Origin of the sequence: Streptomyces sp. Z423-1, from assembly GCF_013009255.1 — a bacterium.
GTDB classification, from domain to species: Bacteria; Actinomycetota; Actinomycetes; order Streptomycetales; family Streptomycetaceae; genus Streptomyces; species Streptomyces gossypiisoli.
The window spans coordinates 3095177-3122085 of record NZ_CP053109.1 but is presented as its reverse complement, the minus strand read 5'-3'; the positions used below and the strand labels follow the sequence as shown (position 1 = coordinate 3122085).

The 26909-nt window shown below is 69.4% G+C and carries 20 protein-coding genes; 14 read left to right on the top strand and 6 right to left on the bottom strand.

From position 1 onward, the window contains the following. Positions 1 to 150 precede the first annotated feature (150 nt). The gene (locus HJD23_RS13965) at positions 151 to 1071 is read left to right on the top strand and encodes a class I SAM-dependent methyltransferase (RefSeq protein WP_171108183.1); all 921 of its coding nucleotides are present in this window, start codon (positions 151 to 153) and stop codon (positions 1069 to 1071) included. Here the strand turns inward: HJD23_RS13965 and HJD23_RS13960 are convergent. The 4 genes from HJD23_RS13960 to HJD23_RS13945 are packed head-to-tail and all read right to left on the bottom strand — an operon-like array spanning position 1060 to position 4938. Further along, complete coding sequence (locus tag HJD23_RS13960) at positions 1060 to 1842, bottom strand: succinate dehydrogenase/fumarate reductase iron-sulfur subunit (RefSeq protein ID WP_171108181.1); 783 nt, start codon at positions 1840 to 1842, stop codon at positions 1060 to 1062. The genes HJD23_RS13965 and HJD23_RS13960 overlap by 12 nt on opposite strands. After that, positions 1839 to 3779, bottom strand: a complete 1941-nt coding sequence (locus HJD23_RS13955; protein ID WP_171108180.1) for a fumarate reductase/succinate dehydrogenase flavoprotein subunit — start codon at positions 3777 to 3779, stop codon at positions 1839 to 1841. The genes HJD23_RS13960 and HJD23_RS13955 overlap by 4 nt, the downstream gene beginning before the upstream one ends. Further along, on the bottom strand, positions 3779 to 4612 hold the full coding sequence (locus HJD23_RS13950) for a hypothetical protein (RefSeq protein ID WP_171108178.1): 834 nt from the start codon (positions 4610 to 4612) through the stop codon (positions 3779 to 3781). The genes HJD23_RS13955 and HJD23_RS13950 overlap by 1 nt, the downstream gene beginning before the upstream one ends. A gap of 35 nt (positions 4613 to 4647) precedes the next feature. Further along, positions 4648 to 4938, bottom strand: coding sequence for a hypothetical protein (locus tag HJD23_RS13945; RefSeq protein ID WP_171108176.1), 291 nt, complete (start codon positions 4936 to 4938; stop codon positions 4648 to 4650). Between the two features lie 297 nt (positions 4939 to 5235). Between HJD23_RS13945 and HJD23_RS13940 the strand changes: the two genes are divergently transcribed. From HJD23_RS13940 to HJD23_RS13905, 8 genes are all read left to right on the top strand, one after another. After that, a complete protein-coding gene (locus tag HJD23_RS13940) occupies positions 5236 to 7362 on the top strand; it encodes an ABC transporter family substrate-binding protein (protein WP_171108173.1) in 2127 nt (708 codons plus the stop codon). A 908-nt stretch (positions 7363 to 8270) separates the two neighbouring features. Continuing rightward, positions 8271 to 10178, top strand: coding sequence for a translational GTPase TypA (typA, locus tag HJD23_RS13935; RefSeq protein ID WP_171108171.1), 1908 nt, complete (start codon positions 8271 to 8273; stop codon positions 10176 to 10178). A gap of 383 nt (positions 10179 to 10561) precedes the next feature. Beyond that, positions 10562 to 11608: an ABC transporter permease gene (locus HJD23_RS13930; RefSeq protein WP_171108169.1), complete on the top strand. Its 1047-nt coding sequence runs from the start codon at positions 10562 to 10564 to the stop codon at positions 11606 to 11608. Positions 11609 to 11708: 100 nt separating this feature from the next. Then, the gene (locus HJD23_RS13925; protein WP_171108167.1) at positions 11709 to 13502 is read left to right on the top strand and encodes an ABC transporter substrate-binding protein; all 1794 of its coding nucleotides are present in this window, start codon (positions 11709 to 11711) and stop codon (positions 13500 to 13502) included. A 99-nt stretch (positions 13503 to 13601) separates the two neighbouring features. Next, the gene (locus HJD23_RS13920) at positions 13602 to 14579 is read left to right on the top strand and encodes an ABC transporter permease (RefSeq protein ID WP_171108164.1); all 978 of its coding nucleotides are present in this window, start codon (positions 13602 to 13604) and stop codon (positions 14577 to 14579) included. 15 nt (positions 14580 to 14594) lie between these two features. Further along, on the top strand, positions 14595 to 15656 hold the full coding sequence (locus HJD23_RS13915; RefSeq protein WP_171108162.1) for an ABC transporter ATP-binding protein: 1062 nt from the start codon (positions 14595 to 14597) through the stop codon (positions 15654 to 15656). Between the two features lie 14 nt (positions 15657 to 15670). After that, the gene (locus tag HJD23_RS13910) at positions 15671 to 16789 is read left to right on the top strand and encodes a dipeptide ABC transporter ATP-binding protein (RefSeq protein WP_171108160.1); all 1119 of its coding nucleotides are present in this window, start codon (positions 15671 to 15673) and stop codon (positions 16787 to 16789) included. A gap of 377 nt (positions 16790 to 17166) precedes the next feature. Next, positions 17167 to 18120 (top strand): IS481 family transposase, encoded by a 954-nt coding sequence (locus HJD23_RS13905; RefSeq protein WP_171133972.1) that lies wholly within the window; start codon positions 17167 to 17169, stop codon positions 18118 to 18120. Here the strand turns inward: HJD23_RS13905 and HJD23_RS13900 are convergent. Next, on the bottom strand, positions 18117 to 18857 hold the full coding sequence (locus HJD23_RS13900; protein WP_171107464.1) for a class I SAM-dependent methyltransferase: 741 nt from the start codon (positions 18855 to 18857) through the stop codon (positions 18117 to 18119). The two genes, HJD23_RS13905 and HJD23_RS13900, sit on opposite strands and share 4 nt — an antisense overlap. 221 nt (positions 18858 to 19078) lie before the next feature. Between HJD23_RS13900 and HJD23_RS13895 the strand changes: the two genes are divergently transcribed. Genes HJD23_RS13895 through HJD23_RS13875 form a run of 5 tightly spaced genes read left to right on the top strand, consistent with a single transcriptional unit; the run spans position 19079 to position 24621 of the window. Continuing rightward, positions 19079 to 20704 (top strand): ABC transporter substrate-binding protein, encoded by a 1626-nt coding sequence (locus HJD23_RS13895; RefSeq protein WP_171107462.1) that lies wholly within the window; start codon positions 19079 to 19081, stop codon positions 20702 to 20704. Between the two features lie 9 nt (positions 20705 to 20713). Further along, positions 20714 to 21637 carry an ABC transporter permease gene (locus tag HJD23_RS13890; RefSeq protein ID WP_171107460.1) on the top strand — a complete coding sequence of 308 codons (924 nt, stop codon included), beginning with the start codon at positions 20714 to 20716 and terminating at the stop codon, positions 21635 to 21637. Continuing rightward, positions 21630 to 22607 carry an ABC transporter permease gene (locus HJD23_RS13885; RefSeq protein ID WP_171107458.1) on the top strand — a complete coding sequence of 326 codons (978 nt, stop codon included), beginning with the start codon at positions 21630 to 21632 and terminating at the stop codon, positions 22605 to 22607. The genes HJD23_RS13890 and HJD23_RS13885 overlap by 8 nt, the downstream gene beginning before the upstream one ends. 9 nt (positions 22608 to 22616) lie before the next feature. Then, positions 22617 to 23591, top strand: coding sequence for an ABC transporter ATP-binding protein (locus HJD23_RS13880; RefSeq protein ID WP_171107456.1), 975 nt, complete (start codon positions 22617 to 22619; stop codon positions 23589 to 23591). Beyond that, entirely contained in the window at positions 23584 to 24621 is a 1038-nt protein-coding gene (locus HJD23_RS13875; protein WP_171107454.1) for a dipeptide ABC transporter ATP-binding protein, read from the top strand. Before HJD23_RS13880 ends, HJD23_RS13875 begins: the two co-directional genes overlap by 8 nt. A 122-nt stretch (positions 24622 to 24743) precedes the next feature. On the opposite strand, the gene HJD23_RS13870 is transcribed toward HJD23_RS13875, so the two are convergent. Continuing rightward, positions 24744 to 26864, bottom strand: coding sequence for a prolyl oligopeptidase family serine peptidase (locus HJD23_RS13870; protein ID WP_171107452.1), 2121 nt, complete (start codon positions 26862 to 26864; stop codon positions 24744 to 24746). Positions 26865 to 26909 lie beyond the last annotated feature (45 nt).

Genomic DNA, 26909 nt, shown 5'->3' with positions numbered 1-26909 from the left:
TCCCGTACGGCGGTCTCGTCATGTAATCCGTTCGTCGGACAAACGGCATATGTGCTTTCCCTTCAAGGGTTCCCCTGTTAGTTGTGGAGTGGCTGCGGGCGTCCTGCGTCCCACGCCACTTCTCCTATCCCTGTGAGGGGTCACCGTTTCATGCGAGCACTACTCACCAGCAAGGTCGCTCGGCGTGCCCTGCGGCCCATCACGACACGGATCGACCGGCGCGTGGAGCGCGAGGTCCGGCGGGCGCTCGGGAACACCTCCTACGGCGCCGTGCTCCAGGAGCTGAAGCAGGTGTGCAACCGCCAGCGGCCCCTGGAGCTGTTCTTCGACGGGACCGGGCGCGGTGTGTCGCGGTTGCCGTCGGCGTCCCACCTGAACGAGCTGATCGACGAGCTGACGCGGTTCACCGGGGACCGGGCGGACGCCGAGCGGTCCGTCGCGCAGGCGTTTCGGCTGCTCATCGCGATGGAGGCGCTGGGCGTGGGCCGCATGGCCGGCGGCACGATGAACATCTGCGGCAAGCTCTCCGCCGTACCGCTGCTCGATCCGCCGAACGACGACATCCTGGAGATCGGCACGCTGTACGGCATGTTCGGCGCGGCCCTGATCCGGATGATGGAGCGGGCGGGGCGGGACCCGCGGCTGACGATCGTCGATCCGCTGGCCGGTGAGCAGCTCCAGCCCGGTACCAGCATGGGCGCGGATGCGACGGGCACGCCGGTGCGCGAGGCCGCCGTGCGCGGCAACCTGGCGCTGGCGGGCGCCGCCGGTGCCGCGGCCCGGATCCAGCAGGGCTTCTCCGAGGACCCCGAGGTGCGCGCCGCCGTCTCCGACCGTGCCTACGGCGTGGTCGTCGTCGACGGCGACCATTCCGCCGAAGGGGTGGCCAAGGACCTGGAGTGGGCCGAGCGGATCGTCGCGCCCGGCGGGATCGTCGTACTCGACGACTTCGGGCACCCGAAGTGGCCGGGCATCAAGGAGGCCTTCGAGAAGCACATGACCTCCGACACCCGGTTCACCTTCCTCGGGCAGGCCGCGCACTCGGGGTATCTGCGGGCCTCAGCCGCCTGACGACGCGGACCGGCGGCGGATCTTGTTGCCGAGCCAGACCAGCGGGTCGTACTTGCGGTCGACGGCCCGCTCCTTCAGCGGGATCAGGGCGTTGTCCGTGATCTTGATGCCCTCGGGGCAGACCTCCGTACAGCACTTGGTGATGTTGCAGTAGCCGAGGCCGTGTTCGTCCTGGGCGGCGCGTTTGCGGTCCAGGCCGGACTCGGCCGCCGCGTCCAGCGGGTGCATGTCCAGCTCCGCGACCCGCATCAGGAAGCGGGGGCCCGCGAAGGCCTGCTTGTTCTCCTCGTGGTCGCGGACCACATGGCAGGTGTCCTGGCACAGGAAGCACTCGATGCACTTGCGGAACTCCTGTGACCGGTCCACGTCCTCCTGCATCATGCGGTACTCACCGGGCCCGAGGCCGGGCGGCGGGACGAAGGACGGGACCTCCCGCGCCTTGTCGTAGTTGAAGCCGACGTCCGTGACGAGGTCGCGGACGACCGGGAAGGCGCGCAGCGGAGTGACGGTGATCGTCTCCTCGCGGTCGAACACCGACATCCGGGTCATGCACATCAGCCGGGGCCGCCCGTTGATCTCGGCGGAGCACGAACCGCACTTGCCCGCCTTGCAGTTCCAGCGCACGGCCAGGTCGGGGGCCTGGGTGGCCTGGAGGCGGTGGATGATGTCCAGGACGACCTCGCCGTCGTTGACCTCGACCTTGAAGTCCTCCAGGCCGCCCCCGTCCGCGTCCCCCCGCCACACCTTGAAGCGGGCCTCGTAGCTGCTCATTCGTACAGCTCCTCTTCGGCGAGGTACTTGACCAGCTCCTCCTTGTCGAACAGGGCGAGCAGGTCGGGGCGGATGGGCTCGGTGGTCTCGCGGGTGAGGGTGATCTGGCCCCGGAACGGGTCCGTGGCCGCCAGACCGCCGGTGGGGTCGGTGAGGCCGCAGAGCAGGTTGATACGGCGCCACCTGCGGTCCATCGACGGGTGGTCCTCGCGGGTGTGGCCGCCGCGCGACTCGTTGCGCTCCAGCGCGGCCCGCGCCACGCACTCGCTGACCAGCAGCATGTTCCTGAGGTCCAGGGCGAGATGCCAGCCCGGGTTGAACTGGCGGTGGCCCTCGACGCCCGCGCGCCGGGCCCGTACCCGCAGCTCGGCCAGCTTCTCCAGGGCCTGCTTCATCTCCGGCTCGCGGCGGATGATGCCGACCAGGTCGTTCATGGTCTGCTGGAGTTCCTGGTGGAGCGTGTACGGGTTCTCCGGCGGGCCACCGGCGGGCTCCTCGATCTCCGCCTCGGCGGAGAAGGGACGCAGGGCCTCCGCCGCCGCCGAGGACACCTGGTCGTCGTCCACCCGGGGGCGGTCCGCCTGCGTGCCGGCCGCGTACTCGGCGGCGTGCAGCCCCGCCCGGCGCCCGAACACCAGCAGGTCGGAGAGCGAGTTCCCGCCGAGCCGGTTGGAGCCGTGCATGCCGCCCGCCACCTCACCGGCCGCGTACAGCCCCGGCACCCCGCGCGCCGCCGCCGAGTCGGAATCGACGGCGATGCCGCCCATCACGTAGTGGCAGGTGGGCCCGACCTCCATCGCCTCGGCCGTGATGTCGACGTCGGCCAGCTCCTTGAACTGGTGGTACATCGACGGCAGCCGGCGCTTGATCACCTCGGCGGGCATCCGCGTCGACACGTCCAGGAAGACACCGCCGTGCGGGGAGCCCCGGCCCTCCTTGACCTCGGTGTTGATGGCCCGGGCGACCTCGTCGCGGGGGAGCAGCTCGGGGGGACGCCGGTTGTTGTCCGGGTCCTCGTACCAGCGGTCGGCCTCGTCCTCCGTCTCGGCGTACTTCTCCTTGAAGACGTCCGGGATGTAGTCGAACATGAACCGCTTGCCGTCGGAGTTCCGCAGCACGCCGCCGTCGCCGCGGACGGACTCGGTGACGAGGATGCCCTTGACGGAGGGCGGCCAGACCATGCCGGTCGGGTGGAACTGCACGAACTCCATGTTCAGCAGGGGCGCGCCCGCGAGCAGGGCGAGCGCGTGGCCGTCGCCGGTGTACTCCCACGAGTTCGACGTGACCTTGAACGACTTGCCGATGCCGCCCGTGGCGATCACCACGGCGGGGGCTTCCAGGACGAAGAAACGGCCCGATTCCCGCTCGTAGGCGAAGACACCGCTCACCCGGGAGCCGTCCTTGAGGACCCTGGTGACCGTGCACTCCTGGAAGACCTTCAGCCGGGACTCGTAGTCGCCGGTCTCCTTGAAGTCCTCCTGCTGGAGCGCGACGATCTTCTGCTGGAGGGTGCGGATCAGCTCCAGGCCCGTGCGGTCGCCGACGTGGGCGAGGCGCGGGTACTCGTGGCCGCCGAAGTTGCGCTGCGAGATCCGGCCGTCCTTCGTACGGTCGAACAGTGCGCCCCAGGTCTCCAGCTCCCACACCCGGTCCGGGGCCTCCTGGGCGTGCAGCTCGGCCATCCGCCACTGGTTGAGGAACTTGCCGCCGCGCAGGGTGTCACGGAAGTGCACCTGCCAGTTGTCGTGCGGGTTGGCGTTGGCCATCGCGGCGGCGATACCGCCCTCGGCCATCACCGTGTGCGCCTTGCCGAACAGCGACTTGCAGATCACGGCCGTACGGGCGCCCCGCTCGCGTGCCTCGATGGCGGCACGCAGTCCGGCGCCGCCCGCGCCGACCACGACGACGTCCCACTCCTGTCGCTCCACCACGGACATCAGAAAAACCTCGGATCGTCGAAGACACCGGACGCGACGAGATAGACGTAGAAGTCGGCGAGCGCCACGCTCACCAGCGACGTCCAGGCGAGCAGCATGTGACGGGCGTTCAGCCTTCCGACCCACTGCCACATCCGGTAGCGCACCGGGTGCTTGGAGAAGTGCTTGAGCTTGCCGCCGACGATGTGCCGGCAGGAGTGGCAGGAGATCGTGTACGCCCAGATCAATACGATGTTGACGAGGAACACCAGGGTGCCGAGGCCCATGTGGCCCCACTCGTAGTTCTCGTCGCGGAAGGCGAGCACGGTGTCGTACGTCAGGATTCCGGCGACGAGGATCGCGGCGTAGAAGAAGTACCGGTGGATGTTCTGCAGCACCAGCGGGAAGCGGGTCTCACCGGAGTACTTCTTGTGCGGCTCGGCCACCGCGCAGGCCGGCGGGGACGCCCAGAAGCCCCGGTAGTAGGCCTTGCGGTAGTAGTAGCAGGTCAGGCGGAAGCCGAGCGGGAAGATCAGGATGATGATCGCGGGGGAGAGGCCCCACCAGCTGCCGAAGAGCTCCCAGTTCGGTCCCGCCTTCATCGGCTCGCAGTTCTCCGCCAGGCAGGGGGAGTAGAAGGGCGAGACGTACGGGGCCGCGTAGTAGTCGGCGTTCGCGAAGGCCCGCCAGGTCGAGTACACGATGAAGGCGAGCAGCCCGGCGGCGGTGGCGGCCGGTGCCAGCCACCAGCGGTCGGTCCGCAGATGCGGGGCGGCGATCGCGGCACGGGTGACCGATCGGACGCCGCCGGGGGGATGGGGATCTGTGGTTGTGGGTTCCGTACCAGTGGCCAAGGTGTGACTCCGGTCGGTTGCGGACTCGGGTCGGTTCAGGGAGCGCGTCGGTCGCGGGCGCCGAGTCCCTCGTCGTCCGTGTCGACCCACAGGCTGTTGTCGTACGGGGTGTCGGGGATGGTGACGAGCTCCGGGCGCCGCTGCGCGGCCGGTGTGCTGGCCGCGTCGCGGAGCAGTGCGACGCTCTCGCGCAGGTGTTCGCAGTCGGTGCGGACGCGCCGTATGTCGAGCCCGCCGGTGCCGAGCTGCTGCTCCAGGCGGCCCAGCGACCGGGACAGGTCGTCCAGGCAGCGCTGCATCGATGTCAATTCGTCGTGCACGGACATGACGTGACCTCACTTCCGTCGGCCCGGTGGCCGTGGGTGGCAACGGTCATGCGCCTGCGAGTGTTGCGCGTCACACCTGTCGCTGGGAAGGGATGTGCACCGATTGGCCGAGGCGTGCAGGTGCATTCCGTGGTGCGTTGCGCCGCACGGGTGAGCTTCCCGGCGGTCGTCGCCGTGTCGCCCGGTGTTGCCGAACCCTTTCCTCTTCAGTGGCCGCATACAGCCGAAAACATCTGATCAGCTCCATATACCGCCAAAAGTGATCGTAACCCCCGCGGCTCCCGGAGGTAAGCAGAGATGTCCCACGACGGCGTCGGCCTGCGCGCGGTGATGCGCTCCATCGCCTTCCTCACCGCGGGTGTGCTCGTGGTGCCCGCCCTGGCCGGGTGTGGCTCGGACGACAAGGCCGGCAAACCGCTGGCCGGACAGGACATCGCGCCGGCCGCCCGGGCGCAGGTCGCCGACGGGGGCACTCTGCGCTGGGCCGTGGATGCCGTACCGGAGACGCTGAACACCTTCCAGGCCGATGCCGACGCGACCACCACGAAGATCGCTCAGGCCGTGCTGCCGTCGATGTACCGGATGAACGACAGCGGGCGGCCGGAGATCAACCCCGACTACCTGGAATCGGCCGAGGTCGTCGAGACCGAGCCGCGGCAGGTGGTCCTCTACAAGCTCAACCAGCAGGCCGTCTGGAGCGACGGCCGGGAGATCGGCGCGGCCGACTTCGCCGCCCAGTGGCGGGCCCTGTCCGGGAAGGACAGCGCCTACTGGACCGCGCGCAACGCCGGGTACGACCGCATCGAGCGGATCGAGCGGGGCAAGAGCAACCTGGAGGTCAAGGTCACCTTCAGCCGGCCCTACGCCGACTGGAGGTCGCTGTTCACGCCGCTGTACCCGAAGGAGGTCATGGGCACGCCCGACGCCTTCAACGACGGGGCGCGTGCGAAGCTCAAGGTCACGGCCGGGCCGTTCACCGTGCAGCAGGTCGACAAGAAGAAGGACGAGGTCACCCTCGTCCGCAGTCCGCGCTGGTGGGGGGAGCCGGCCAAGCTCTCCAAGATCGTGCTGGTGGCCGTACCGCGCGAGAAGCGGGCCGAGGCGCTGGCCGCCGGGACCGTGGACCTGGCCGACATCGACGCCGCCACCGCCCAGCGCATCGACATCGCCTCGCGCCCCAAGGGGACCGCTACGCCGCTCCAGGGCGCGAAGGCGGAGGGCGCCGCGGACGCGGGGACGCTGGCCCGCTACGAGGTCCGCAAGTCACTGGAACCGGCCTTCACCCAGCTCGCCCTCAACGGTGCCGACGGTCCGCTCGCCGACGAACGGGTCCGCCGGGCCGTGGCCCGCGCCCTCGACCGCGAGGAGCTGGCGGAGACCGTCCTGAAGCCGCTGGGGCTGCCCGCGGTGCCGGTCGGCAGCCACCTCGCGCTGTCCGGGCAGGCCGCGTACGCCGACAACAGCGGGGCGCTCGGCGGCCAGGACACCAAGGAGGCGCAGGCGCTGCTCGCGGACGCGGGGTGGGTGCGCGGGGGGCCGCTGAAGGAGCCGAAGAAGACGGAGGAGAAGAAGGAGGAGGAGAAGGCGGCGGGGGCGGAGGGGGAGTCGGCGTCGGCATCGGCGTCACCGTCGTCGGGGGCCGGGGCGTCGGCGGGGGCGGACGACGGGACGTACATCGTGGGGGAGGACGGGAAGGCGGGGGAGGACCCCGAGGGGCGCGACCGCCAGGACCAGGAGGACCGTCCGGAGGGCCCCGGGAACCTCGCCCAGGACGGCAAGCAGCACGTCCGGCAGGGGAGTGGGGCGCAGGGGGCGTACGCCCCCAAGGGCACCGCCGCGCCGGGGGCCGCGGCCGGGCCGCTCGCCAAGGACGGCAAGCCGCTCACGCTGCGTTTCGTACTGCCGTCGGGGCCGGGGTCGGACACGCTGCGCAGGGTCGCGGACCGGATCTCGCGCATGCTGCAGCGGGTGGGGATCCTCACGGAGACGAAGAAGGTCTCCGACGCGAGCTACTTCAAGGATCACATCGCGAACGGTGAGTACGATCTCGCGCTGTACTCCTGGCCCGCGTCGGCGTTCCCCGCGACCGACGCCCGGCCGATCTACGCCAAGCCGGTACCGGCCGCCGACGGTTCCCTGACCATCGAGCAGAACTACACGCGGGTCGGCACGAACCAGGTCGACCAGCTCTTCGACCAGGCCATCGCCACGCTGGACGAGGAGGAGGCCCGCGACCTCGTCCGCAAGGCCGACTCCCGCATCTGGGCCGCGGCCGGCTCCATCCCCCTCTACCAGCGCCCCCAACTCACCGCCGCCCGCAAAGACCTCGCCAACACCGGCTCCTTCGGCTTCGAGACACCGGTGTACGAGGACATGGGCTTCCTGAAGAAGGCCGGGAAGGCAACGCCGGCGGCTCGGAGCTGAGCAGGGGCTTCGGCTCGGCGGGCGACGCGGCAGGGAATGGCGCGACGTGCACCGGCGCCGACGCGGACTGGGGGACGTCCGGCGTCCGACGCCGTACGCACCTGTTCGCAGCCGTGCCCCGGCGGCTGTGTCGCAGCTGTGCCCCGGCGGCTGTCGCAGCCGTGCCCTGGCTGTCGTCCCGTGCAGCTGCCCGCGGCCGTGCGCCGGGCGGCCGTCGTAGCCGGCCCCGGTGGTCGTCGCGGTGTGTTTTCCGCTGTCTCAACCGCCCCAGCGGCCCAGCCCGACCCCACCGCCGCAGCCGTGCTGCGGACACTGTCGCGCCGCCGCAGCCGTGCTGCGGACACTGTCGCGCCGCCGCAGCCGTGCTGCGGACACTGTCGCGCCGCCGCAGCCGTGCTGCGGACACTGTCGCGCCGCCGCAGCCGTGCTGCGGACACTGTCGCGCCGCCCCAGCCGCGCTGCTGGCACCGTTGCGCCCGCCCCAGCCGCGCTGCGGACACTGTCGCGCCGCCCCAGCCGCGCTGCGGACACTGTCGCGCCGCCCCAGCCGCGCTGCCGGCACCGTCGCGCCGCCCCAGCCATGCGCTGCCGTCGTAGCCGTCCCGGCTGCGGCAGTCATGCCGCCGGGGCGGCCCGGGTGGGCGCAGCGGCACCCCGTAGCGGCGGGCTGCGAGGCCGACCCCGCTCGGGGTCGGCGCAAACGGCGGCCCCGCCCGGCGTCGACGTAAACGCCGACCTGCCCAGCCGCCCCCCATAACGCCCCCCACCTGCGCCAACGCATCCCCGCAAGCCCCACCCGGCGCAGCCCCGTACCATGGGGTGAGGCCGTGGCGTGTCAAGCCCGGCAGGGCGCGCGTAACACAGTCCTACGCGCAGCCGTCCTCACCATCCCGGGAGTACGCCGCAATATGGCCACGCGCCACGACATCCGTAACGTCGCCATCGTCGCCCACGTCGACCACGGCAAGACGACCATCGTCGACGCCATGCTCAAGCAGGCCGGTGCCTTCGCCGCGCATCAGCTGGAGTCGGTCGACGACCGCGTCATGGACTCCAACGACCTGGAGCGTGAGAAGGGCATCACGATCCTCGCCAAGAACACCGCGGTGAAGTACCACCCGAAGGACGGCGGGGACCCGATCACCATCAACATCATCGACACCCCCGGCCACGCCGACTTCGGCGGCGAGGTCGAGCGCGGGCTGTCCATGGTCGACGGTGTGGTGCTGCTCGTCGACGCCTCCGAGGGGCCGCTCCCGCAGACCCGCTTCGTGCTGCGCAAGGCGCTGCAGGCCCGGCTCCCCGTCATCCTGTGCATCAACAAGACGGACCGCCCGGACGCCCGTATCGACGAGGTCGTCAACGAGACCTACGACCTCTTCCTCGACCTGGACGCCGACGAGGACCAGATCGAGTTCCCGATCGTCTACGCGTGCGGACGGGACGGGATCGCCTCCCTCACCAAGCCCGAGGACGGGACCGTCCCCACCGACTCCACCAGCCTGGAGCCGTTCTTCTCCACGATCCTGGAGCACATCCCGGCCCCGACCTACGACGAGGGCGCCCCGCTCCAGGCGCACGTCACCAACCTCGACGCCGACAACTTCCTCGGCCGTATCGCGCTGCTCCGCGTCCAGCAGGGCGAGCTGCGCAAGGGCCAGACGGTCGCCTGGATGAAGCGCGACGGCAGCGTGAGCAGCGTCCGCATCTCCGAGCTGCTGATGACCGAGGCCCTCACCCGCGGCCCCGCCGAGAAGGCCGGCCCCGGTGACATCTGCGCCGTCGCCGGTATCCCGGACATCATGATCGGCGAGACCCTGGCCGACACCGAGAACCCGGTCGCGCTGCCGCTCATCACGGTCGACGAGCCCGCGATCTCGATGGTCATCGGCACCAACACCTCCCCGCTGGTCGGCCGCGGCGCCACCGGCAAGGGCGCCGACAACAAGGCGGCGGTGAAGGACCGCAAGGTGACCGCCCGTCAGGTCAAGGACCGCCTGGACCGCGAGCTCATCGGCAACGTCAGCCTCCGCGTGCTGGACACCGAGCGTCCGGACGCCTGGGAGGTACAGGGCCGCGGCGAGCTGGCGCTGGCCATCCTCGTGGAGACCATGCGCCGCGAGGGCTACGAGCTGACCGTGGGCAAGCCCCAGGTGGTCACCAAGGACGTCGACGGCAAGGTCTACGAGCCGGTCGAGCGCATGACCATCGACGTGCCCGAGGAGCACATGGGCGCGGTCACCCAGCTCATGGGCGTCCGCAAGGGCCGGATGGACAACATGTCCAACCACGGGTCGGGCTGGGTCCGTATGGAGTTCGTCGTCCCGTCCCGCGGCCTGATCGGATTCCGGACGGAGTTCCTGACCCAGACCCGCGGCACGGGCATCGCGCACTCCATCCACGAGGGCTTCGAGCCGTGGTTCGGCCCCCTGCAGACCCGTAACAACGGCTCGCTCGTCGCGGACCGTTCCGGCGCCGTCACCGCCTTCGCGATGACGAACCTCCAGGAGCGCGGCGTGCTCTTCGTGGAGCCGGGCACCGAGGTGTACGAGGGCATGATCGTCGGCGAGAACTCCCGCTCCGACGACATGGACGTCAACATCACCAAGGAGAAGAAGCTCACCAACATGCGCTCCTCCACGGCCGATGTGACCGAGTCCATCGTGCCGCCGCGCAAGCTGTCGCTGGAGCAGTCCCTGGAGTTCTGCCGCGACGACGAGTGCGTGGAGGTCACCCCGGAGGCGGTGCGCATCCGCAAGGTCAACCTGGACGCCCGCGAGCGGGCCCGCGCCGCGAGCCGCGCCAAGCACGGCTGACGGGCCTCTCAGGGGCCCTCTGACAGGACCCGGCACCCTCCCGTCGCGGGAGTGGGCCGGGTCCTTGTGCTGGGCGCGTTCAGCAGCCTGTCAGCAGGCCGTGAAGCCCTGTTCGGATATCGGTGCTCCGACGATCAAGTTTCGGACATGTAAACAAAAATCCCTCCCGCTATGCCCGATTCGCCGATTTCACGTCTCACCTGTCAAGCGCGCGCAGGTGTCAATCTTTGCAATTTTTGCTCAAAAAATGGACGGTAGGGAGATCCCTGTGCCTTCCGCCCTTGACGCGCGTTGATGCCCTTGGCGAAAGTTCCCCCAAACCACAGAACCTGCCGGTATCTGTGCTGCGCTCAGCTCTCCAACCCCCCGGGGGAAGAACACACATGACCAGTCCAACCAAGGCCGAGGGCTCGGGGTCCACGGTCGCCTTGGACCCAGAGCTCGAGGTGACCTCCGAGGTCGCCAAGGGAGCGAAGAAGCTTGAGGGTCGTTCCCCCGGGCAGTTGATGTGGCAGCGCTTCAAGCGCGACCGTACAGGGATGTTCTGTGCCGGCGTAGTGATTTTCTTCTTCGCCATCGCCCTGCTGGCGCCCGTGCTCACCGCGATCAGTGGCACGAACCCGTACACCCTGTACGGACAGGACCCCACCTACGCGGACAAGCCCGTGCTGGACGAGTTCGGTCTTCCGCTGGGCTACTTCGGCGGGGTCTCCGCCGACCACTGGTTCGGTGTGGAGCCGCAGTACGGCCGTGACCTCTTCGCCATGCTGATGTACGGCATGCGGACCTCGCTGTACATGGCGGTGGGTGTGGCCACCCTGCTGACCATCACCGGCGTGATCATCGGCGTCGTCGGCGGCTACTTCGGCGGCCGCGTCGACTTCTGGCTCGGCCGGGTCACGGACTTCTTCCTGTCCTTCCCGTCGCAGCTGTTCTTCATCGCCTTCATGCCCGTGGTCACCGCCTTCTTCGTGGACCCCAGGGAAGAGACGCCCACGTACTTCCGGGCGCTGGCCATCCTGATCGTGCTGTGGGTCCTCGGCTGGATGGGCATGGCCCGACTCGTCCGCTCCGTCGTGCTGGCACTGCGTGAGCGCGAGTTCATCGAGGCTGCCAAGGTCTCCGGCGCATCGCCGGCGCGGATCATCCGCAAGGAGATCCTGCCGAACATCGTCACACCGGTGCTGGTGCAGTACACGTACCAGCTGCCCAGCACCATCCTGACCATCGCCTTCCTCTCCTTCGCGGGTGTCGGCTTCGTGGAGCCCACCCCGGACTGGGGACGACTGTTCGCCGCCGGCGCGCAGTACACCCAGCAGGACCCGGCCTTCATCTTCTTCCCGGGCGTGGCGCTGGTGATCTTCATCCTGTGCTTCAACCTCCTCGGAGACTCCGTACGGGATGCCTTCGACCCCAAGTCCGGGCGCTAGACCGTCCATTGGTGGGGGGTGGCTGCCGCCCCCGCGTCGGCCTACCAGCCGCGTCAGGCAGTACTCATGGATAACAACGACAGGTAGGTGCATTCGCCTCATGAAGTCGCTCAACTCGCGCAGAGCGCGCGCCATAGTGGTCGCCATCGCGGCCGGCTCCCTCGCGCTCACCGGCTGCTCGGAGAACACCGGCGGCAGCTCCGGAAAGGACTCCAAGAAGGACCAGGAGAAGGCCAAGGAGCAGTCGCAGGGCGTTGCCTACCTGGACGCCGCGGCCTCGGCCGGCCCGGCCGAGGAGGTCCCGGGCGCCAAGCCCGGCGGCACCATCACGGTCTACCAGGAGTCGGCCCTGACCCACATGGACCCGGGTCAGATCTACGTCTCCGACGCCGGTCAGTTCTCCAACCTGGTCTTCCGCGGCCTGACCAACTTCCAGGAGGACGGCAAGGGCGGCGTCGCGGTCGTCGGTGACCTCGCGACCGACTCGGGCAAGGCGTCCAACGACAACAAGACCTGGACGTTCACGCTCAAGGACGACCTCAAGGACGCCAACGGCAACCCGATCAACTCGGCCGACGTCCGTCACACCATCGAGCGTCTGTACGCCGAGTTCATCTTCGACGGCCCGACCTTCCTGCAGTCCTGGCTGAGCGGCGCCGACTACCGCAAGGCCCTGCCGGACGGCGGCTTCGGCAACAAGCACCTGCCGGACTCGGTCCTGGAGACCCCGGACGACAAGACCATCGTCTTCCACTTCGACAAGCCGCGCCCCGACCTGCCGATGGCGCTCGCCATGCCGGGCTACTCCATCGTGCCGGAGGAGACCGACACGAAGGAGAAGTACGACCAGGCCCCCGTCGCCACCGGTCCCTACAAGATCTCGGAGTTCAAGGCGGGCAAGTCCCTCAAGCTCGTCAAGAACGAGAACTGGGACCCGAAGACCGACGCCGTGCGCCACCAGTACGTGGACGGCTGGAACTTCCAGTTCGGTGTCACCGAGTCCACCCAGACCAAGCGTCTGATCGCCGACCAGGGCGACGCCAAGAACGCCATCCAGTTCACCGGCACCGTCGACGCCACCCAGATCCAGGACGTCATCGGCGACCCGGAGGTCAAGAAGCGCACGATCCAGGGCTACGCGCCCTACGTCATGCAGCTCACCTTCAACCTGGACCGGGTCAAGAACAAGACGGTCCGTGACGCCGTGACCTACGCGGTCAACTCCAAGTCGCTCATCGCCGGTGAGGGCGGTGCCTACGGCGGTGACGTCGCCCCGAACCTGTTCGCCCCGACCCTGCCGGGCTACGACGCGACGTACGACCCGTACGGCCGCCTGAAGATGCCGGCCGGCAACATCGAGAAGGCCAAGGAACTGCTCGCGGACGTCCCGGCCGCCGAGAAGAAGCTCGTCTTCGCCTACGCCAACTCCGAGGCGGGCCAGAAGCGCAAGGTCGCCATCGAGGACGCGCTGACCAAGGTCGGCATCGACGTCGTCGCCAAGGAGATCGACGCGGCCAGCTACTACGAGCAGATCGGCAAGGTCGACAACCCGTACGACATCTACATCACCGGCTGGGGCCAGGACTGGCCGTCCCCGGCCACGGTCGTCACCCCGGTCTACGACGGTGACCTGATCGGCGACGGTCAGTCGAACTACTCGCACATCAATGACCCCAAGGTCCAGGAGCTGATCAACAAGGCCATCACCCAGCAGCCCGAGGAGGCGGCCAAGACCTGGCAGGAGGCGCACAAGCGCATCCTCGAAGGGGTCAACCCCGCGGCTCCGCTGTGGTACGTCAAGCAGTTCCAGCTCTACGGTTCGAACATCGGCGGTGCCCGCTACAGCACCGAGTCCAGCTACATGGACGTCACCCGACTGTTCCTGAAGTCGTAACTCTCTACGGCTGATCGCGGGGGTACGCACCAGGCGGAGCGTGCCCCCGCGGTTCCGTGAAACCATCCACCGTCTCCGCAGAGAGCAGCCCCCACCGCCATGCTTCAGTTCATCCTCCGGCGCTCAGTCGGTGCTGTCTTCACCCTGATTCTCATCGGCGCCGCGACCTTCTTCCTCTTCGTCGCCGCGCCATCCGACTACGCCTCCCTGGCCTGCGGCAAGGACTGTTCGCCCGAAAGACTGGAAGACATCCGCCACGCCCTGGGACTCGACCAGCCGCTCGCGCAGCAGTTCTGGGAGTTCATGTCCGGCATCGTCGCCGGCCGCGACTTCCCGCAGGGCGACTGCCCCGCTCCGTGCCTCGGACGGTCCTTCTACTACAACGAGAACGTCTGGGACCTCATCCTGGACCGCCTCCCGCTGACCGTCTCCCTCACGGTCGGCGCCCTGGTCGTCTTCCTCACTGTCGGCATCGGCGCGGGCATGCTCGCCGCCTACCGGCGCGGCACCCTCGTGGACAAGGCCGCCACCGGCGCGTCCATGGTGCTCAGCTCGTTCCAGATCTACTTCCTCGGCCCGATCGTGCTGCTGATCCTCGTGTACAGCACCGGTTGGATGGAGGACCCCAAGTACGTGCCGTTCACCCAGGATCCGGTCGGCTGGCTGGTCGGGCTGTCCATCCCGATGGTCGTGATGGCCACCATCTTCACCGCGCAGTACACCCGTATGGCGCGCTCCTCGATGATCGAGCAGCTCCAGGAGGAGCACGTGCGCACGGCCCGCGCCAAGGGCATGCCCCGCAAGTACGTCTTCTTCCGCTACGCCTGGCGCGGATCGCTCATCCCGATCGTCACCGTCCTCGGCATGGACCTCAGCGCCCTGCTCGGCGGCGGTGTCGTCACCGAGATCACCTTCTCCCTGCAGGGCATCGGCCGCCTCGCCGTGGACGCCGCGGTCAACAAGGACCTCCCGCTGACGATGGGTGTCATGCTGGTCGGAGCGTTCTTCATCCTGCTCCTGAACATGATCGTCGACATCGCGTACGCCTGGATCGACCCGCGCGTCCGGCTCTCCTAGGAAGAACGAACCACCGTGACCACACTGACCAAGACCGAGGACGCCCCGGCCCCGACCGGGCCCGAGAGCTTCCTCTCGGTCCGTGACCTGCGGGTGCAGTTCTCCACCGAGGACGGCATCGTCAAGGCCGTCGACGGCCTCTCCTTCGATGTCGAGCGCGGCAAGACCCTGGGCATCGTCGGCGAGTCCGGCTCCGGCAAGTCCGTCACCAACCTGACGGTCCTGGGCCTGCACAACCCGCGGACCACCACCATCGACGGCGAGATCGTCCTCGACGGCAAGGAACTCGTCACCGCCACCGAGAAGGAGCTGGAGAAGCTCCGCGGCAACAAGATGGCGATGATCTTCCAGGACCCGCTGACCGCCCTCTCGCCGTACTACACGGTGGGCCGCCAGCTGTCCGAGCCGTACATGAAGCACACCGGCGCCTCCAAGAAGGAGGCCAAGGACCGGGCGATCCAGATGCTGGAGAAGGTCGGCATCCCGCAGCCCAAGGTGCGCTTCGACGACTACCCGCACCAGTTCTCCGGCGGTATGCGCCAGCGCGCGATGATCGCCATGGCGCTGATGTGCGACCCCGACCTGCTGATCGCCGACGAGCCGACCACCGCGCTAGACGTGACCGTGCAGGCGCAGATCCTGGACCTGCTCAAGGACCTCCAGCAGGAGTTCGGCTCCGCGATCATCTTCATCACCCACGACCTCGGCGTGATCTCCAACATGGCCGACGACCTGCTGGTGATGTACGCCGGCCGGGCCGTGGAGCGCGGCAGCGTCAAGGAGGTGCTGCGTACGCCGAAGCACCCGTACACCTGGGGGCTGCTCAGCTCCATGCCGCGGCTGGACGGCGACATCCACCAGGAGCTCACCCCGATCCCGGGCACCCCGCCCTCGCTGCTCAATCCGCCGTCGGGCTGCCCCTTCCACCCGCGCTGCGCCTTCAAGGACAAGGTGTCCGGCACCCTCTGCACGGACGTGCGGCCGCCGCTCGGCGAGGGCCGGGCCGCCGCCTGCCACCTCACGGCCGAGCAGAAGCAGACCATCTTCATCGACGAGATCCAGCCCCGGCTGCGCTAGGGAGAACCGAGATCATGAGCGACAACCTCACCCTCCCCGCACAGCAGGCCGCCACGGGCACCGGGTCCGAGACCCTCCTGGAGGTCAAGGGCCTGGCGAAACACTTCCCGATCTACGGCGGTTTCCCGATCAAACGCAAGGTCGGCGCCGTGCAGGCGGTCGACGGGGTCGACCTGACCGTCGGCGTCGGCGAGAGCGTCGGCCTGGTCGGCGAGTCCGGCTGCGGCAAGTCGACCACCGGTCGGCTGATCACCCGGCTCCTGGAGCCGACGGCTGGGCAGATCACGTACGCCGGGCGGGACATCACGCACGCCTCGCGCCGCCAGCTGGCGCCGGTGCGGTCCGAGATCCAGATGATCTTCCAGGACCCGTACTCCTCGCTGAACCCGCGGCAAACCGTCGGCACCATCATCAAGTCGCCGATGGAGGTCAACGGGATCAACCCCGAGGGCGGCCGGGAGAAGAAGGTCCGTGAGCTGCTGGAGCTGGTCGGCCTCAACCCGGAGCACTACAACCGCTTCCCGCACGAGTTCTCCGGCGGCCAGCGCCAGCGTATCGGCGTCGCGCGGGCCCTCGCGCTGAACCCGAAGCTGATCGTCGCCGACGAGCCGGTCTCCGCGCTCGACGTGTCGATCCAGGCGCAGGTGGTCAACCTGCTGCAGAAGGTGCAGGACGAGCTGGGCATCGCCTTCCTGTTCATCGCCCACGACCTGGCCGTCGTACGGCACTTCTCGCAGCGCGTCGCGGTGATGTACCTCGGCAAGGTGGTCGAGGTCGGCGACCGGGACTCGATCTACAACCGGCCCCGGCACCCCTACACCCACGCCCTGCTGTCGGCCGTGCCCGAGGTGGCCATGGACGACGAGACCGAGGAGCGCGAGCGGATCCGCCTGTCCGGCGACGTCCCCTCCCCGATCCACCCCCCGTCCGGCTGCCGCTTCCGCACTCGCTGCTGGAAGGCGCAGGACAAGTGCGCCACCGAGGAGCCGCCGCTGGTGCAGATCTCCGGCAACCGCGCCGGCCACCTGACGGCCTGCCACTTCCCGGAGGAGCCGACCACGGAGGCCCGCAGCGAGGACGTCGTCATGGACCCGGCGCTGAAGGCGCTGGAGGAGGCCCAGGACCAGCACTGAGCCCGCCCTTGAGGCCCCTGGGACCCGTGTCTTTCGGTTCCCGGGGGCCTCACGCCGTTCCGGTGGAGCCCTAGGGCCTGTCGTTTGGATCATGTCGGCGTCGCGGGGCCTGGCACGCGCATCTGCGGCGTTGTCGTCGGTTGCCGACGCTCCGCGTCGCCGCCCTCCTCTGCCTTGCAGCTGCACGCGCCAGGCCCCGCTCGGGTCGGCTGGGAGGGCGCAGTCTCTTTCAGCCGACCTGATCCAAACGAAAGGCCCTAGCTGTTCTGCCCACGGAGGTTGGTGACAGCGATCACTGCCGTGTGATCTTGAAATGGGTGAGGGCCTTCTGGCCTGGTGTGGATTGCGACATCTGCACCAGCAACAGAAAGGCCCTCGTGCCCCACCGTAATGCACCCCTGACCGAGACCGGCCGCCTGCGCCTGGCCCGCTGCGTCGTAGACGACAACTGGAGCCTGCGACGGGCCGCAGAACGCTTCCAGGTCTCGCCGACCACGGCCCAGCGGTGGGTCGACCGTTACCGTCGGCTCGGCGAGGCCGGCATGGCCGACCGCTCCAGTCGTCCGCGCACCAGCCCGCGCCGCACCCCGACCCGCACCGAGCGCCGGATCATCAAGGTCCGCATCCTGCGCCGGTGGGGACCGGCCCGCATCGCGCACCTGCTGCACCTGGTGCCCTCGACGGTGCACCGCGTCCTGGCCCGCTACGGCCTGGCCCGCCTTGCCCACCTGGACCGGGCCACCGGCCGTGTCATACGCCGCTACGAACGCGACCGGCCCGGCGAACTGGTCCATGTCGACATCAAGAAGCTCGGCAACATCCCCGACGGCGGCGGCCACAGAGTCCTCGGCCGGGCCGCAGGCCGCAAGAACCGCACGAACGCCGGCTACAGCTACCTGCACACCGCCGTCGACGACCACTCCCGCCTGGCCTACAGCGAGATCCACGCCGACGAGAAGAAGGAGACCGCCACCGCCTTCTGGACCCGCGCCCACGCCTTCTTCATCCAGGCCGGCATCACCGTGGAACGGGTACTGACCGACAACGGCTCCTGCTACCGCTCCCGCAACTGGCGCGACCTGCTGGCAGCGGCCGGGATCACCCACAAACGAACCCGGCCCTACCGGCCACAGACGAACGGCAAGGTCGAACGCTTCAACCGCACCCTGCTGGACGAGTGGGCCTACGCCCGCCCCTACAGGTCCGAGGCCGAACGACGCCAGGCGTTCGACGAGTGGCTGCACACCTACAATCACCACCGCGGACACACCGCGCTGAAAGGCCAGCCACCCTCCAGCCGCGTCCCCAACCTCTCAGGGCAATACACCTAGCCCGTCCGCCGTACCACGCTGATGATCTCCGGGCTCGCGCCCGTGAACGGCCCCCGCCCCCAGTCCCCGTACCGCTGCCCCACGACGAGACCCGCCCCGCCGAGGAACCGGTCCAGCGTGTCCACGTCGAGGAACCTGATCGTGCTGCGGCTGACCTGCGGCACGTCCCAGCGCGGACCGTCGAACGTCTCGGTGAACGCCACCCGCTCGCCCCGGACCGGCGTCAGCGCCTCGTGCCACACCCGCACCACGTCCCCGTCCGGGCCGCGCACCTCGTGGATCCGCTCCGGGGTCCACGACTCCCAGGCGCGGGCGCCCGGATTGCGGGTGTCGAACACGAACTCCCCGTCCGGTCGCAGGCTCTCGCGCACCGCGGTGAGCGAAAGCCGCACGTCCTCGTCGCCGAGCAGCTCCTGAAAGGCGTGCCCGGTCATCACGACCAGGTCGAACTCCTCCCGCCACGCCGTGCAGCGCAGGTCCCCGAGCACCCACTCCACCTCGCGGGTCCCGCGCCGGCCCTGCACCAGCATGGCCGCGGCCGGGTCGAGCCCGGTCAGCCGCCCTGAGTGCCCGGCCTGCCGGGCCCGCCGCAGCAACCGCCCGGTACCGCAGCCCACGTCGAGCACGGAGTCGGCGGACATCACCAGGTCGAGGTAGAAGTCGTCACCCGGCCCCCATGGATTGAGGGCGTCATACAGCTCGGCGAGGAAGGCGTCACCGAAGGAACGATCAACCATCCGGGCAGTGTGCCTGCTGTACGGCCGATCAGTACAGGAATCCGGGATTTACGTCGGGGGAACGGATGCCGCGTGCGGCCGGTAGCCCGGAAGAGCCGCCCCCACGTGCGTTACGCACCGTATGCGCCGATATTGGCTGATAGCGGGTCAGGATAGTAGCCGACAGTCGACAAGGGTCAGCGCCCCGGCGCTGGCGGCAGCGCATCCCGAGGAGGCACCCCATGCGTGGAGCACGGCACGCCCGATGGGCCGCGTGTGCGGCGGCGCTCGCCCTCGTGGCCACCGGCTGCGGCGGAGGCGGCGGGAGCGGTGACAGCGGCGCGGTGCTCAGCTCCTCCTGGGGCGACCCGCAGAACCCGCTGGAGCCCGCCAACACCAACGAGGTGCAGGGCGGCAAGGTCCTCGACATGATCTTCCGCGGCCTGAAGAAGTACGACCCTCAGACCGGCAAGGCCGAGGACATGCTCGCCGAGAGCATCGAGACGACCGACTCGCGGAACTTCACCGTCACCGTCAAGGACGGCTGGACCTTCAGCAACGGCGAGAAGGTCACCGCCCGCTCCTTCGTCGACGCCTGGAACTACGGCGCGAACCTGCGGAACAACCAGCGCAACGCCTACTTCTTCAGCTACATCGAGGGCTACGACAAGGTGCACCCCGAGGACGGCGGCGAGCAGAGCGCCGAGACCCTGTCCGGCCTGAAGGTCACCGGCGAGCGCACCTTCACCGTGCGGCTGAGTCAGAAGTTCTCCAGCTTCCCCGACACCCTCGGCTACGCCGCCTTCGCCCCGCTGCCCCGCGCCTTCTTCGACGACCACGACGCCTGGCTGGCCAGGCCCGTCGGCAACGGCCCGTACGCCGTCGACTCGTACGTCAAGGGCTCCCAGATGTCGCTGCGCGCCTGGGACGGCTACCCCGGCCCCGACAAGGCGCAGAACGGGGGCGTGGACCTGAAGGTCTACACCGACAACAACACCGCCTACACCGACCTCATGGCCGGCAACCTCGACCTGGTCGACGACGTTCCGGCCGCGCAGCTGAAGAACGTCAAGAGCGACCTCGGCGACCGCTATCTCAACACCCCGGCCGGCATCCTCCAGACCCTCGCCTTCCCCTACTACGACAAGAACTGGAACAAACCCGGCATGGACAAGGTCCGCAAGGGCCTGTCCCGGGCGATCGACCGCGAGCAGATCACCCAGACCATCTTCCACCGGACCCGCACCCCGGCCACCGACTGGACCTCACCGGTCCTCGGTGAGGACGGCGGCTACAAGGCGGGGCTGTGCGGTGAGTGGTGCGAGTACGACGCCGCCGAGGCCAAGAGGCTCATCGAGGAGGGCGGCGGGCTGCCCGGCGGCCAGGTGAGGATCACGTTCAACGCCGACACCGGCTCGCACAAGCAGTGGGTGGACGCCGTCTGCCACTCCATCAACAACGCCCTCGACAGCGACCGCGCCTGCGTCAGCAACCCCGTCGGCACCTTCGCCGACTTCCGCGGCCAGATCACCGACCGCGAGATGACCGGCCCGTTCCGCGCCGGCTGGCAGATGGACTACCCGCTGATCCAGAACTTCCTCCAGCCGCTCTACTACACCAACGCCTCCTCCAACGACGGCAAGTGGAGCAACCAGGAGTTCGACGACCTGATCGACCGGGCCAACGCCGAGACCGACACCGCCAAGGCCGTGGCGACCTTCCAGCAGGCCGAGGAGGTCGTCCGGGACAACATGGCCGCCATCCCGCTGTGGTACCAGAACGGCAGCGCCGGCTACTCGGAGCGGCTGTCGGACGTCCGCCTCAACACGTTCAGCGTCCCCGTCTACAACGAGATCAAGGTCAGCTGAGGCGGCGCCATGGGACGGTACGTCGTCCGGCGGCTGTTGCAGATGATCCCGGTCTTCTTCGGGGCCACCCTGTTGATCTTCCTGATGGTCAATGTGATGGGCGACCCCATCGCGGGCCTGTGCGGCGAACGGGAGTGCGACCCGGCGACGGCCGCCCAGCTCAGGAAGGAGTTCGGTCTCGACAAGCCGGTCTGGCAGCAATACCTGACCTACATGGGCAACGTCTTCACCGGCGACTTCGGCACCGCCTTCAACGGCCAGCCGGTCACCGAGCTGATGGCCAGCGCCTTCCCCGTCACCATCCGGCTGACCGTCGTCGCGATCCTCTTCGAGATCGTCATCGGCGTCACCCTCGGCGTGGTCACCGGCCTGCGCCGCGGCCGCCCCGTCGACACCGGCGTCCTGCTGGTCACGCTGGTGGTCATCTCCGTCCCCACGTTCGTCACCGGCCTGCTCCTGCAACTCCTGCTCGGCGTCGAGTGGGGCTGGGTCCGGCCGTCGGTGTCCTCCGAGGCCCGCTTCGACGAGCTGATCCTGCCGGGCCTGGTCCTCGCCTCCGTCTCCCTGGCCTACGTCACCCGCCTCACCCGTACCTCCATCGCGGAGAACCGCCGCTCCGACTACGTCCGCACGGCCGTCGCCAAGGGCCTGCCCAGGCGCCGGGTCATCACCCGCCACCTGATGCGCAACTCCCTCATCCCCGTGGTCACCTTCATCGGCACCGACATCGGCGCCCTGATGGGCGGCGCCATCGTCACCGAGCGCATCTTCAACATCCACGGCGTCGGCTACCAGCTCTACCAGGGCATCCTTCGCCAGAACACGCAGACCGTCGTCGGCTTCGTGACCGTGCTGGTCCTGGTCTTCCTGCTCGCCAACCTCCTCGTCGACCTCCTGTACGCCGTACTCGACCCGAGGATCCGCTATGTCTGACACCAGGGAACCCGCGCGCGCCGTCGCCGGCACGGGCATGGGCGGTGCGATGGACCTCGCCGCGAGCGAGGCGGAGACGCTGGAGCGCGCGCCGGGCGGCCCGGACGGCGGCGCCCCGACCGGCAAGCCCCGCTCCCTGTGGTCCGACGCCTGGCACGACCTGCGCCGCAACCCGGTCTTCCTCGTCTCGGCCCTGGTGATCCTCTTCCTGATCTTCATCTCCCTGTGGCCGTCGGCGATCGCCTCCGGCAGCCCGCTGCACTGCGACCTGGCCAAGGCCCAGGAGGGCTCCCAGCCCGGCGCCCCCTTCGGGTACGACGGTCAGGGCTGCGACGTCTACACGCGCACGGTCTACGGTGCCCGTACGTCCGTCTCGGTCGGCGTCTGCGCCACACTCGGGGTCGCCGTCCTCGGCAGCGTGCTCGGGGGGCTCGCCGGGTTCTTCGGCGGCGTGGGGGACTCGATCCTGTCCCGGATCACCGACGTCTTCTTCGCGATCCCGGTCGTGCTCGGCGGCCTGGTCCTGCTGTCGGTGGTGACCAGCAGCACCATCTGGCCGGTCATCGGGTTCATGGTGCTGCTCGGCTGGCCGCAGATCTCCCGGATCGCCCGCGGCGCGGTCATCACGGCCAAGCAGAACGACTACGTCCAGGCCGCCCGCGCCCTCGGCGCCTCCAACGCCCGTCTGCTGCTGCGGCACATCGCGCCCAACGCGGTCGCGCCGGTGATCGTCGTGGCGACCATCGCGCTCGGCACGTTCATCGCGCTGGAGGCCACCCTGTCGTACCTCGGCGTGGGTCTGAAGCCGCCCAGCGTCTCCTGGGGCATCGACATCTCCGCCGCCTCGCCCTACATCCGCAACGCCCCGCACGCCCTGCTCTGGCCCTCCGGGGCGCTCGCGGTCACCGTGCTGGCGTTCATCATGCTCGGCGACGCGGTGCGCGACGCCCTCGACCCCCGGCTGAGGTGAGGTGCCGTCATGCTGCTCGACGTCCGTGATCTGCACGTGGAGTTCCGCACCCGGGACGGGGTCGCCAAGGCCGTCAACGGCGTCACCTACAGCGTGGACGCGGGCGAGACGCTCGCGGTGCTCGGCGAGTCGGGCTCCGGCAAGTCCGTCACCGCGCAGGCCGTGATGGGCATCCTCGACATGCCGCCGGGGCGGATCACCGGCGGCGAGGTTCTCTTCCAGGGCAGGGACCTGCTCAAGCTGAAGGAGGAGGAGCGGCGGAAGGTCCGGGGCGCCGAGATGGCGATGATCTTCCAGGACGCGCTGTCCGCGCTGAACCCCGTGCTGAGCGTGGGCGACCAGCTCGGCGAGATGTTCGTCGTCCACCGGGGCATGTCGAGGAAGGACGCCCGGGCCAGGGCCGTCGAGCTGATGGACCGGGTGCGCATCCCGGCCGCCAAGGAGCGGGTGCGGCAGTACCCGCACCAGTTCTCCGGCGGGATGCGCCAGCGCATCATGATCGCGATGGCGCTCGCCCTGGAACCCGCCCTGATCATCGCCGACGAGCCCACCACCGCCCTCGACGTCACCGTCCAGGCCCAGGTCATGGAACTGCTCGCGGAGCTGCGGCGCGAACTGAACATGGGGCTGATCCTCATCACCCACGACCTCGGCGTGGTCGCCGACGTCGCCGACCGGATCGCCGTGATGTACGCGGGCCGGATCGTGGAGTCGGCGCCGGTCCACGACATCTACAAGGCGCCCGCCCACCCGTACACGCGGGGCCTGCTGGACTCCATCCCGCGCCTGGACCAGAAGGGCCAGGAGCTGTACGCCATCAAGGGCCTGCCGCCGAGCCTGCTGAACATCCCGCCGGGCTGCGCCTTCCACCCGCGCTGCCCGATGGCCCGGGACGTGTGCCGGACGGACGTGCCCCCGCTCTACGAGGTGTCCGAGGAGCGGGGGAGTGCCTGCCACTTCTGGAGGGAGTGCCTGCATGGCTGAGCCGGTCCTGGAAGTACGTGGACTCGTCAAGCACTACCCGCTCACCACGGGCATCCTCTTCAAGAAGCAGGTCGGCTCGGTGAAGGCCGTCGACGGCGTCGACTTCACGCTCCACCGCGGCGAGACCCTCGGCATCGTCGGGGAGTCCGGCTGCGGCAAGTCGACGGTCGCCAGGATGCTGGTGAACCTGGAGAGGCCGACGGCCGGGGTGATCCGGTACAAGGGCGAGGACATCACCCAGCTGTCCGGCAAGGCGCTGAAGGCCGTACGGCGCAACATCCAGATGGTGTTCCAGGACCCGTACACCTCCCTCAACCCCCGCATGACGGTGGGCGACATCATCGGGGAGCCGTACGAGATCCACCCGGAGGTGGCGCCGAAGGGCGACCGGGGCCGCAGGGTCCAGGAGCTGCTGGAGGTCGTCGGCCTCAACCCCGAGTACATCAACCGCTACCCGCACCAGTTCTCCGGCGGCCAGCGCCAACGCATCGGCATCGCACGGGGGTTGGCGCTGCGCCCCGAGATCGTCGTCGCCGACGAGCCGGTCTCCGCGCTGGACGTGTCCGTCCAGGCCCAGGTCGTCAACCTGATGGAGCGGCTGCAGAACGAGTTCGACCTCTCGTACATCTTCATCGCGCACGACCTGTCCATCGTCCGGCACATCTCGGACCGGGTCGGGGTGATGTACCTCGGGCGGATCGTGGAGATCGGCACGGACGAGGAGATCTACGACCACCCCACGCACCCCTACACCCAGGCCCTGCTCTCCGCCGTCCCCGTGCCCGACCCGGAGGCCCGTGAGCGCCGGGAGCGGATCATCCTCGCCGGTGATGTGCCCTCCCCGACGCACATCCCGTCCGGCTGCCGCTTCCGCACCCGCTGCTTCAAGGCCCGGGAGCGCTGTGCCCTGGAGGTCCCGGCGCTGGCGGTCCCCGCGGAGTTCCGGCTGACCACGGGGCCTGCGGCGCACGACTCGGCCTGTCTCTTCGCCGAGGAGAAGCAGGTCGTACCCCCCGAGGAGACGCGGTAACACTCCGGCAACTCCGCCGACCCGGTTCCGATATACGGACGCGTCAGTCTCTACAACGTACGGCCGTGCGGGTGCCGTGAACAGGCCGGGGCGCGCCATGTCGCCCCGGCCTGTTGCTCTTCCTACGCCATCCCCAGCGACCGCTTCAGGAAGTCGAGCTGGAGCAGCAGCAGGTTCTCCGCGACCGTCTCCTGCGGGGTCATGTGCGTGACGCCCGAGAGCGGCAGCAGCTCGTGCGGGCGGCCGGCGGCCAGGAGGGCGGTGGACAGGCGCAGCGAGTGGGCCACGACCACGTTGTCGTCGGCCAGACCGTGGATGATCATCATCGGCCGGGCCGGCTCCACGGCGTCCACCAGGCCCGCGTCGTCGATCAGCGAGTTGCGCCGGTAGACGTCCGGCTGTTGGTCCGGGTGGCCGAGGTAGCGCTCCTGGTAGTGGGTGTCGTAGAGCCGCAGATCGGTGACCGGCGCGCCCACGATCCCGGCGTGGAAGACGTCCGGCCGGCGCAGCACCGCGAGCCCGGCCAGGTAGCCGCCGAAGGACCAGCCGCGGATCGCGACCCGGGTCAGGTCGAGCGGGAAGTCGGCGGCGAGGGCCTGGAGCGCGTCCACCTGGTCCTGGAGGACCACCGACGCCATGTCGTCCCGGACCGCCTTCTCCCAGGCGGGTGAGCGGCCCGGGGTGCCCCGTCCGTCGGCGACGACGACCGCGAATCCCTGGTCGGCGAACCACTGCGAGGTGAGATACGGGTTGTGCGCGGCGACCACCCGCTGGCCGTGCGGACCGCCGTAGGGATCCAGCAGAACCGGCAGGGGAGTGTCACCGTGGTAGTCACGCGGCATAAGCACGGCGCACGGAATCCGCCGTGCGCCCCCCTCGGTGAGGGTCACGCGTGGGGACATACCAGGATCTTCGGCGTACGACGGGATGCTCGCCACCGGCTTGCCCTCGCGCAGCACCCGCACCGTGGCGCCCGGCCGGTCCGGCGCCGCCGAGACGAGCACGGTCACGTCCCCGGCGCGCACCGCCGAGTGCACGCCGGGCTCCTGCGACAGCCGCTCGACGCCGAGTTCATTGACGCGATAGACGTGCACCTCGCCGATTTCCGGCGCGGCCGCCTCCTCGCCCGCCGACGCCGACACCAGCACATCGTCGTCCGACACGTCGAGCACCGCGCGCACATGCAACTGCGGCCCGGTCAGCGGGCGTTCACCCACCGCCAGCACCCGCGCGCCGCCCTCGTCGGCGATCCGCACCAGCTGCCCCGAGGGGGACCAGCACGGCACCCCAGGGAAAAGATCCAGCCAAATCGGATCTTCGTCGGCGTGCACCATCCGGGTGCCCCCGGTGTCCGGATCGACGGCCAGATACAGCTGACTGCGCTGGTCGCGCGCCTGTACGAGCAGCAGTGGCGCACCCGCCGCTGACCAGTGCACTCGCGCCAGATACGGATACCGCGCCCGGTCCCAGCCGACCTCCGTGCGCGTCCCGTCCAGGTCGATCACGAACAGCCGTACGTCCGCGTTCGCCGTCCCGGCCGCCGGATACGGAACGTGGTGTGGCTCACGTTCCGGCTGGGCCGGATCGGAGATCCACCACCGCCGTACCGGCGTGTCGTCCACGCGCGCCACCAGCAGCCGGTCGGACTCCGGCGCCCACCAGAAACCTCGCGAACGCCCCATTTCCTCGGCCGCGATGAACTCGGCCAGACCGTAGGAAACCGACTCCCCGTCAGGTTCCGCGAGCGCCCGGTCCCCCTCGCCCTCGGCGCCGATCACGCGCAGGGCGCCCTGCGCGACGTACGCGATGTGCCGCCCGTCGGGGGACGGGCGCGGGTCGATCACCGGTGCGGGGACGGGGAGTTCGCGTGCCGTGCCGGCCCGCAGCTCCGCCGCGAAAAGCCGCCCCGACAAGGCGAAAGACGCCAACTCCACGGCCGTGTCGGTGGCGTAGCCGACGATGCCGGCGCCGCCCTCCCGGCTGCGTTCGCGGCGCGCCCGTTCCTCGGGCGAGAGGTCTTCCGCCGCCCCGCCGAGCAGGGCGCGCGGGTCGGCCGCCGGGCGCTCGGCGGCGTCCGCCAGGTCGAGCACCCACAGGGCGTTCGCCCGGTCCGTGCCGGAGGGCGAGCGCAGGAACGCGACACGGGAACCGTCGGGAGCCACGGTGAACGAACGCGGCGCGCCGAGCGTGAACCGCTGGGTGCGGGCGTGCCGTCGGGGGAAGGAGTCAGGCTCGGTCGTCATGCCCCGACCATATTGGCCATGCGCCCCCTTGTGCGGCTGTGCGCC

Excerpts from the sequence above, each read along its gene's own strand:
- HJD23_RS13965 (WP_171108183.1), top strand. The coding sequence starts at position 151 with ATGCGAGCACTACTCACCAGCAAGGTCGCTCGGCGTGCCCTGCGGCCC.
- HJD23_RS13960 (WP_171108181.1), bottom strand. The coding sequence starts at position 1,842 with ATGAGCAGCTACGAGGCCCGCTTCAAGGTGTGGCGGGGGGACGCGGAC.
- HJD23_RS13955 (WP_171108180.1), bottom strand. The coding sequence starts at position 3,779 with ATGTCCGTGGTGGAGCGACAGGAGTGGGACGTCGTCGTGGTCGGCGCG.
- HJD23_RS13945 (WP_171108176.1), bottom strand. The coding sequence starts at position 4,938 with ATGTCCGTGCACGACGAATTGACATCGATGCAGCGCTGCCTGGACGAC.
- HJD23_RS13940 (WP_171108173.1), top strand. The coding sequence starts at position 5,236 with ATGTCCCACGACGGCGTCGGCCTGCGCGCGGTGATGCGCTCCATCGCC.
- typA (WP_171108171.1), top strand. The coding sequence starts at position 8,271 with ATGGCCACGCGCCACGACATCCGTAACGTCGCCATCGTCGCCCACGTC.
- HJD23_RS13930 (WP_171108169.1), top strand. The coding sequence starts at position 10,562 with ATGACCAGTCCAACCAAGGCCGAGGGCTCGGGGTCCACGGTCGCCTTG.
- HJD23_RS13925 (WP_171108167.1), top strand. The coding sequence starts at position 11,709 with ATGAAGTCGCTCAACTCGCGCAGAGCGCGCGCCATAGTGGTCGCCATC.
- HJD23_RS13920 (WP_171108164.1), top strand. The coding sequence starts at position 13,602 with ATGCTTCAGTTCATCCTCCGGCGCTCAGTCGGTGCTGTCTTCACCCTG.
- HJD23_RS13910 (WP_171108160.1), top strand. The coding sequence starts at position 15,671 with ATGAGCGACAACCTCACCCTCCCCGCACAGCAGGCCGCCACGGGCACC.
- HJD23_RS13900 (WP_171107464.1), bottom strand. The coding sequence starts at position 18,857 with ATGGTTGATCGTTCCTTCGGTGACGCCTTCCTCGCCGAGCTGTATGAC.
- HJD23_RS13895 (WP_171107462.1), top strand. The coding sequence starts at position 19,079 with ATGCGTGGAGCACGGCACGCCCGATGGGCCGCGTGTGCGGCGGCGCTC.
- HJD23_RS13890 (WP_171107460.1), top strand. The coding sequence starts at position 20,714 with ATGGGACGGTACGTCGTCCGGCGGCTGTTGCAGATGATCCCGGTCTTC.
- HJD23_RS13885 (WP_171107458.1), top strand. The coding sequence starts at position 21,630 with ATGTCTGACACCAGGGAACCCGCGCGCGCCGTCGCCGGCACGGGCATG.
- HJD23_RS13880 (WP_171107456.1), top strand. The coding sequence starts at position 22,617 with ATGCTGCTCGACGTCCGTGATCTGCACGTGGAGTTCCGCACCCGGGAC.
- HJD23_RS13875 (WP_171107454.1), top strand. The coding sequence starts at position 23,584 with ATGGCTGAGCCGGTCCTGGAAGTACGTGGACTCGTCAAGCACTACCCG.
- HJD23_RS13870 (WP_171107452.1), bottom strand. The coding sequence starts at position 26,864 with ATGACGACCGAGCCTGACTCCTTCCCCCGACGGCACGCCCGCACCCAG.